The 8,213-nt window shown below is 44.8% G+C and carries 9 protein-coding genes; 2 read left to right on the top strand and 7 right to left on the bottom strand.

The genetic code is table 11. The annotated features are described in order from the left end of the window. Both QAI40_RS09730 and QAI40_RS09725 read left to right on the top strand, forming a co-directional pair. A partial coding sequence (locus QAI40_RS09730; RefSeq protein ID WP_304511608.1) for a hypothetical protein occupies window positions 1–206 on the top strand: 206 nt, incomplete at its 5' end. Window positions 207–228: 22 nt separating this feature from the next. Beyond that, window positions 229–1,314: a tRNA-queuosine alpha-mannosyltransferase domain-containing protein gene (locus QAI40_RS09725; protein ID WP_304511607.1), complete on the top strand. Its 1,086-nt coding sequence runs from the start codon at window positions 229–231 to the stop codon at window positions 1,312–1,314. A gap of 4 nt (window positions 1,315–1,318) precedes the next feature. On the opposite strand, the gene panB is transcribed toward QAI40_RS09725, so the two are convergent. From panB to QAI40_RS09690, 7 genes are read right to left on the bottom strand one after another with little or no spacing between them, the layout of a single operon-like run. Then, a complete protein-coding gene (gene panB, locus QAI40_RS09720; RefSeq protein WP_299980721.1) occupies window positions 1,319–2,170 on the bottom strand; it encodes a 3-methyl-2-oxobutanoate hydroxymethyltransferase in 852 nt (283 codons plus the stop codon). Window positions 2,171–2,197: 27 nt separating this feature from the next. Beyond that, window positions 2,198–3,112: a ketopantoate reductase family protein gene (locus QAI40_RS09715; protein WP_299980719.1), complete on the bottom strand. Its 915-nt coding sequence runs from the start codon at window positions 3,110–3,112 to the stop codon at window positions 2,198–2,200. A gap of 18 nt (window positions 3,113–3,130) precedes the next feature. Then, entirely contained in the window at window positions 3,131–4,411 is a 1,281-nt protein-coding gene (locus tag QAI40_RS09710; RefSeq protein WP_299980717.1) for a TRAP transporter large permease, read from the bottom strand. Next, window positions 4,401–4,880 carry a TRAP transporter small permease gene (locus tag QAI40_RS09705; RefSeq protein WP_299980715.1) on the bottom strand — a complete coding sequence of 160 codons (480 nt, stop codon included), beginning with the start codon at window positions 4,878–4,880 and terminating at the stop codon, window positions 4,401–4,403. The genes QAI40_RS09710 and QAI40_RS09705 overlap by 11 nt, the downstream gene beginning before the upstream one ends. 46 nt (window positions 4,881–4,926) lie before the next feature. After that, complete coding sequence (locus tag QAI40_RS09700; RefSeq protein WP_299980713.1) at window positions 4,927–5,904, bottom strand: TRAP transporter substrate-binding protein; 978 nt, start codon at window positions 5,902–5,904, stop codon at window positions 4,927–4,929. Window positions 5,905–5,939: 35 nt separating this feature from the next. Further along, window positions 5,940–7,625: a dihydroxy-acid dehydratase gene (ilvD, locus tag QAI40_RS09695; protein WP_299980712.1), complete on the bottom strand. Its 1,686-nt coding sequence runs from the start codon at window positions 7,623–7,625 to the stop codon at window positions 5,940–5,942. Further along, the gene (locus QAI40_RS09690; RefSeq protein ID WP_299980711.1) at window positions 7,622–8,194 is read right to left on the bottom strand and encodes a helix-turn-helix domain-containing protein; all 573 of its coding nucleotides are present in this window, start codon (window positions 8,192–8,194) and stop codon (window positions 7,622–7,624) included. The genes ilvD and QAI40_RS09690 overlap by 4 nt, the downstream gene beginning before the upstream one ends. Between the last annotated feature and the right edge of the window lie 19 nt (window positions 8,195–8,213).

Genomic DNA, 8,213 nt, shown 5'->3' with positions numbered 1-8,213 from the left:
GGGCAGCCTCTTTATGGGCAATCTCATTTTATGAAAAAAACGGATATACCCTGGTGTCAGAGGAAGAGAAGAACCTTCTTCTCAGTGATTACTGGTCGATTCCAGAGCGACAAATGGAAACATCTGTGGTTTTAGCGAATCAGAGATGGTGTAAAGCAAAGCTGATTTTGGCGGAAAGGAAAAAAAATCTATGGAAAATAAAATAAAATACATTGTAAACATTTTATTATGAAAATTCTATTTCTCGAACCTTTTTTCGGCGGGTCTCATAAAGACTTTGCAGTGGGTTTTAAGGCCCACTCCTGTCATGATGTAACGCTTGTAACGCTTCCGGACAGATTTTGGAAATGGCGCATGAGAGGGGCAGCCCTTTATTTTGTCAATCAAATCAAAGACTTCTCAGTGTTTGATGCGATTATCACCACTGATATGCTGGATTTAACAGATTTTATGTCTCTTGCAGGCTTTGATCTTCCTCCCGCATTGATGTATTTTCATGAAAACCAATTGTCCTATCCATTGGCACCCAGGCAAAAACGTGATTTTCATCTGGGGTTTACCAATATTATTTCTGCATTGGCTGCGGATAAGGTTTTATTTAATTCCAGATTTCATTTTAATGATTTTATTTCTTCAGCAAGCCAATTGATCAAACAAATGCCGGATTTCAGGCCCAAATGGATGATTGAACAAATCAGGGAAAAAACCGAAGTGGTTTATCCGGGATGCCGGTTTGAAAAGGGCAGGGTTGATTTAAAAGAACGGGATATGAATAAGCCGTTGATCATATGGAATCACAGGTGGGAATATGATAAGAATCCCAAACTCTTTTTTGAAGTTTTAGGCGGCTTAAAAGAAAAGAATATTCCTTTTTCCCTGGCCTTGTTGGGGGAAAGGCTTGCCATGTTTCCTGAGGTTTTCAGCCGGGCCCGGGAACAATTTAAAGATGAGATGGTTGTTTACGGGTATGTTGAATCCCGAAACGAGTATCTGTCCTGGTTAAAAAAAGGAGCAATTGTCGTGAGCTGTGCAATCCAGGAGAATTTTGGTATTTCCGTTGTCGAGGCAATAAGATTCGGTTGTATCCCACTGCTGCCGAACCGGTTATCTTATCCTGAGATTATGCCCAAAGAATTTCATTCCAAAATTTTATATCAGACAAAAGAAGAACTGATAACAAGGCTGGAAGACATGCTCGTAAATTATCAGGAATATTTGCCTCTGCAAGAAAGATTGTCCATAGAACTGGAACAGTTTTCATGGGAAATCATAGTGAAATCATATGATAACGCTCTGGAAAAGTTGAGGAAATAGTTTTTTATTCTTGAATCATTTTTTTTAATTCCTCCAGAGCCTTATCCGGCATGTTAAAGGAATGTTCCTGAGCGGGAAAACCCTGGTTGATTACGTCTTCTTTATAGGCTTTCATAGCTTCTATAATCGTGGGTCTGATCTTTGTGTACTGTTTAACAAATTTGGGTATAAATTTATCAAACAGTCCGATCATATCATGGGTTACAAGCACCTGGCCGTCCACTTGACTGCCTGCTCCTATCCCGATAACCGGGACGCTGACAGCCTCTGCAACAATTTCTCCAAGGGGTGCGGGAACAGCTTCAAGAATCATGGAAAAGACACCGGCATCCTCCAGGGCTTTAGCATCGTCAACAATACGTTTGGCCGCTTTTGCGTCCTTGCCCTGCATCTTGAACCCGCCAAGGGCGCTGGCAGTCTGGGGAGTCAGCCCGATATGACCCTGAACAGGGATTCCCGCCTTTACAATGGCTTCAATAGTGGGGGCAAAATCGACACCGCCTTCAAGCTTGACAACATCGCATCCGCCTTCTTTCATCAGTCGGCCGGCATTGATAATGGCATCCCGGACAGAGGTGTTGTAACTCATAAACGGCATGTCTCCGATAACAAGCGGCGTCTTGCATCCGCGACTCACCGCTCTGATATGGTGTATCATGTGTTCCATGGTGACCTCAACCGTACCGTCAAGCCCCATGACCACCATCCCCAGAGAGTCTCCCACCAGGACAATATCCACACCAGCCTCGTCTGCCATTAATCCGAAGGGATAGTCATAGGCAGTAACCATCACAATTTTCCGATGATCTTTCTTGGCCTGTCTGATATCCTGGATAGTTATTTTTTTGTTGCCCATTTTACTTTCCTCCTTATTTGCAGACCCTTATTTATAATTCTTTTGCAATGTTTGCACCAGTGCAGTCAATGTCTGGTTTACCGGAACGGGTATCCCTTTTTTTTGTGCCAGACTGACGATGGCACCATTGATAGCATCAATTTCAGTCAGTCGCTTATGATCTACATCCTGTCCCATGGATGACCGGTTGAGACCGGTTGCCTTTGCAATTGTAAATACCTGCTCGACAATATCATCCGGAAGTTTCACACCATGGGCCAGGGCCACATCACAGGCTTCTTTCACAACCATACGGACAAGTTTGCCCGTGGGTGGGGAATCGATTATTTTGCCGTTTTTTATCCCTGTCAGGGCAGTAACAGCATTAATCCCCACATTAATTATCAGTTTCTTCCAGACTATCAGATGTATATTATCCTCTATTCTGGTGTCAATACCTGCATTGCAAAATACATTTTTAATATTTGTAAGTTCTGTGTTGTTTTTTTCTGACCACATGCCGATCAGCGTAGGGCCGGCACCTGCATGGCGGATGAGTCCCGGGCCCAGTATGGTTGCCCCGTGGGAGGTTGTACCGGCAATGACCCTGTCAGGATCTACAACCTGTGAAATTTTATCGGCATTGCCCATTCCGTTTTGAAGGGTTAATACAAGGCTGTCATCATTTAAACATTTTAAGGCCTGAACAGCCGCTTGTTCTGTCTGCGTGGATTTTACAAAAATGATCACCAGATCTGATTTTCGGATATCGTTCATATCGCTTGAGGCAGAGATATCCATCCAGTTTATTTTTTCATTAAATTCAACTCCAAGGCCCCGGGAATTGATGGCGCTTACATGATCTTCCCATATATCCATGAGAAAAACGTTTTGTCCTGATTGTGCCAGGAAATATCCAAAAAGGCCTCCCATTGCACCCGCGCCAATAAATGTAATATTCATAATTTCCTTTCCGTGTTTTTATTTTACCATCAGGTTTGCCATCCACATGGTAATGGGAGAATAAAATGTTATGATCAAAAGGTCTACAATTAATATGCCTAAGAAAGGCAGGATGCGTCTGCTGATGGCAGCAATACTGTCATTGGATATGGAACATGAAACAATCAGACATATGCCCATGGGCGGCGTCAGCATGCCGATGGCCAGGTTGGTAACAACAATGACACCGAGCTGAATCATGTCGATACCCAGGGCCGGCTGCATGGCTGTGATCATTGGCACCAACAGTATGAGCGCTGCTGTTGTTTCAACAAATGTTCCGGCAATCAGCAGAACCATATTTATCAGCAGAAGCAGAATAACGGGGTTGTCAGACAATCCCAGCAGGGTTCCGGCCATTTGAGCCGGAATGTCTTCAATCGCTGCAATCCAGCTGAATACAGAGGCGGTGGCAATAATAAACATGACAATGGCAGATGTTATAGAGCCGCTGAGGAACAGGGGGAAAAGGTCTTTAATTTTTATTTTCCGGTAAACAAACAGGCCGACAACCATGGCATACACAACGGCAATTGCTGCGGATTCCGTAGCCGTGAAAATACCGAACAGGATCCCTCCCAGAATAATCATGGGGGCGCCCATTGCCAGAAGAGACCGTCTGAATGTCCGCCATATCTCTTTGAATGAGAATGCTATTGTTGCAGAGTAGCCTTTTTGCCAGGAAATAAACGTGGCAACACTGATCAAAGAGATACCTATCAGAATACCGGGCAGAATACCGGCAGCAAAAAGACGACCGATGGACGCACCTGTCAGGAAACCAAATATAATCATAGGAATGGAAGGGGGGATGATTACACCGATTGATCCGCCCGAGGCCTGGACAGCTGCAGCAAAGTCGGATTCATAGCCTGACTTTTTCATGGCCGGGATCAAAATTGCGCCGACAGCGGCTGCATCAGCAGCAGCAGACCCTGAAATACCCGCAAAAAACATGGCGGCCACAATCGTTACAGCAGCGAGCCCACCAGGAAGCCAGCCTACAAGAGCGTTGGCAAAATCAATGATCCGGCGGCTGATGCCTCCGGCCTCCATGATGGTCCCGGTGAACATGAAAAGCGGAACGGCCATGAGATGAAAGGAGTCTGCACCGCCAAACATGCGTTGCACCACCATCATCAGACTGAAATCACCTTGTACCAGAATTGCCGTAACAGATGCAACACCGATGGCAATTGCAATGGGTGTGTTGATGGCAAAAAGAAAAAGAAGTGACAGAATCAGGACTTCAGTGGTCATGGGAATCTTCCTTTAATTCAGCAAAAAGAAAGCTTACGGCATGGATCATCAGAATGACGCCACTGATGGGAATAATACTCAAGATAATCCATTTGGGTATCTGGAGCGCAGGAGAGATTTGCAGGCGCACAAACCAGGCAAATTGATATCCGTAGATGATCATGACAATAAACAGGGACATGGATGCCAGATGGGTACTTATTGACGATATTTTTTTCAGCAGCGGCGTGAGTTTTGCGTAAAGAAAATCAACCCCCGGGTTGACCTTTCGGTAATATGCGCTGGACGCTCCCAGGAAAGTCAGCCATACCAGAAGAAACCGGGCAAGCTCCTCTGACCAGAACAAAGAATGGTTCAGTACATATCGAAAAAACACCTGGACGGCAACAACGATAGTCATGGTGAACCCCAGACCAAATATCAGATACTCTATCCACTGGTTGATACGAGAGCTTGTTTTTTCAATCATACTGTCTCCGTTGTAATCGGGAAAATTGACGGTTTTCACTCGAGCACTATTTAACGGCTTCCATAATTTTCAAGAGCAGGTCCTGTACTTTCGGGTTCTTGTAAATGTCCATATCCTTTAGATCGGCAACTTTGGCCCGGAATGCATCAATGTCAGGATTCTCAACAATCTGCATGCCTTTTTCCTTTAAGAGCGTAAGGCGATCCGCATTTTTTGATCGATTGTCGTTTCGCTGGTATACCGCTGCTTCAGCCATGGCCTTCTGGATCATATCCTGATCATTTTTAGCAAGGGTTTCCCACCATTTGAGAGATGCAACATCTATGTGGTATGAGTAAACATGGCGGGAAAGAGTCATATATTTTTGGATTTCATAAAATTTATACACTTCCATGACCCACAACGGGTTTTCCTGTCCGTCAATAACCTTTTGTTCAAGTTCCGTATAAATCGGCCAGGGCATGGGTGTTGGATTGGCCCCAAGTGCTTTCCAGATTGCCTTGTGAATGGCGGAAGCCATGACCCTTACCTTGAGCCCATTGATATCATCAGGGCTTTTGATCGGACGTTTGCTGTTGGTAAGGTTTCTAAAACCGTTTTCAGAAAAACTTAAGCCTTTAAAACCATAGCTTTCAAGGCTTTTGAGTATCTGTTCCCCCAGAGGGCCGTCAAGGATTTTATCTGCCTGGGCATTATTTTTGAAGAGAAAAGGATAGTTGATGACCCGGGTAATGGGATCAAAGGTGTCAAAGGGGCCGCCTGTGACAATGGCCATCTGGAGAGTGCTCATCTGAACCTGCTGAAGAATTTGGGTTTCATTGCCAAGGGATGCAGAGTGATAGATTTTAACTTCAAACTTTTTGTTTGAACGCTGCTCAATCAATTCCTTGAATTTTTCAGCAGCGATATTCTGAGCGCTGCCGGGTTTGGTTGCAACCCCCAGCTTTATTTTTGTGACAGCCAGGGCATTGCTGGAAATGAACAATATAATAACAACCAACATAAAAGTAAAAAGTTTTTTCACGACAAATTCTCCTTAAAGTAGTGGGATCATAAAATTCATTTTGGGAAAACTGCTCCTTTATCTGCGCTGGAAACAATTTTTGCGTATCTGGCCAGATAACCGGTATCTATTTTAGGGGTAAATTCAGGCAGCCCGTCGATTCTTTCCTGAATTTCCCGCTCAGATAGTTTGAGATTTATTTTTTTTGCGGGAATGTCAATCTCAATCATGTCACCGTCTTTGACAATGGCAATGGGACCTTTTGCAGCAGCTTCAGGAGAAATATGCCCGATGGCAGCCCCCCGGGTAGCCCCTGAAAACCGCCCGTCGGTAATCAGGGCAACTTCCTTGTCCATACCTGTCCCGACGATGGCTGACGTGGCAGATAACATTTCCCTCATTCCAGGGCCGCCTTTGGGTCCTTCATACCGTATGACAATGACTATTCCTTTTTTTATTTTTCCTTCCATAATTGCTGTAACGGCTTCCTCTTCGCTGTCAAAAACTTTTGCAGGCCCCTCATGTTTCATCATGTTTTCGGCAACTGCCGCCTGTTTGACAATGGCACCATCAGGAGCCAGATTCCCTGTCAGAACAGCCAACCCTCCGGTTTCATGAACAGGATTGTCAAGGGATCGGATAACAGAAGAATTTTTTATTTCCGCCCCAATGTCATTCAGCATTTCTTCCATGGGTTTACCATACACGGTCATCTGTTTTCCATCAATACGTTTTGCCCGGATCAGTTCAGACAGTATCGCTGGTACACCACCAGCATGATAGAGGTCTTCAATATGATGGGGACCGGCAGGGGCAAGGGAGGTCAGGTGGGGAATTTTTTCGGTAAACAGGCTAAAATCCTTTAAAGTGATATCCACATCTGCGTAATAGGCAATGGCCGGGATATGCAGGGTGGTATTGGTTGATCCTCCAAGTGCCATATCCAGGGCAATGGCATTGTAAAATGCTTGTTTTGTCATGATATCTCTGGGTTTTATTTTTTTTGTGATTAGTTCAACAATTTTGAATCCGGTCTGCTTTGCAAGGTGTGTCCGCCTTGAATAAACAGCAGGGATGCTGCCGTTAAACGGCAGGGACATGCCAAGGGCTTCACTTAGATTACTCATGGTATTGGCCGTAAACATCCCGGAACAGGAACCTGCGCCAGGGCAGGCATTGCATTCATATTCCATAAGTTCACTGGTGGTGATTTTTCCTGCGGCATGACTTCCCACAGCCTCAAACACCTTATCAAGACCTGTATCCTTTCCAAGGACCCTGCCGGCAATCATGGGACCGCCTGAAAGGAATATGGAAGGAATGTTCAATCTTGCTGCACCGATGAGCATACCGGGAATAATCTTGTCGCAGGAAGCCAGAAGTACGAGACCGTCAAAAGGATGAGCCATGGCCATGATTTCCAGAGAATCTGCGATATGTTCCCGGCTGCACAAAGAGTATTTCATACCCTCATGATTCATGGCAATCCCGTCACAAACACCGATGGTATTGAATACCATGGGTGTTCCTCCGGCCGCATAAATCCCTGCCTTCACGGCCTGAACCAGTTTGTCCAGATGCATGTGGCCCGGGATAATTTCATTAAAGGAATTGGCAATGCCGATGATCGGCCTTTCAAATTCCCAGTCATCGAATCCGTCCGCCCTCAGCAATGACCGGTGAGGGGCACGTTGCGGCCCCTGGGTCATAAGGTTGCTTCTTTTTTCCATCTGCTCTTTCATTCTTTTCCTCCATCTATAATGATGACAAGGCATTCACTTTCAGTTTCTCCGGCGTTCTGCCCACGATGGGGAGTTGATGGATCAAAGTGAATTGAATCACCTGTTTCAAGCCGGATTGTTTTTTTACCATATATAAAGTCAACTTTTCCTTGCAACACCAGGAAAAATTCTTCCCCGGGATGATCGTAGAGTTTCGTTGGTTTTTTATTAGTAACAGGGTATTTTACGATAAAAGGTTCTATTAGATTGTCAGATTTCAGACCCGACAGCGAATAATAGTTTAATTCTGCCGTAGTCCCCCTTCTGTTTACCTGTTTGCGATCGCCTTTTAATGTCACGGCATACCCTTCTTCACCCGTTGTCTCTTCTGTATCAAAGAATATGCCGATGGGAACCTCCAAGCCATGTGATATTTTGGATAGTGTGGCAATGGGGGGGGAAACCTGACAGTTTTCTATTCTGGATAAAAGACCCTTTGAAAGGTCTGTGAGCCTGCCTAATTGTTCCAGGGTATACCCTTTTCTTTTCCTGATTTTTTTAATTTTATTTGCTATTCTTTTTTCCAGCATGTTTATTTCCTTTAAACTT

It is taken from the genome of Desulfobacula sp. (genome assembly GCF_030611305.1).
Classification (GTDB): Bacteria; Desulfobacterota; Desulfobacteria; order Desulfobacterales; family Desulfobacteraceae; genus Desulfobacula.
Note: the sequence above shows the minus strand (reverse complement) of the source record. Positions and strands in the feature narration are given on the sequence as shown.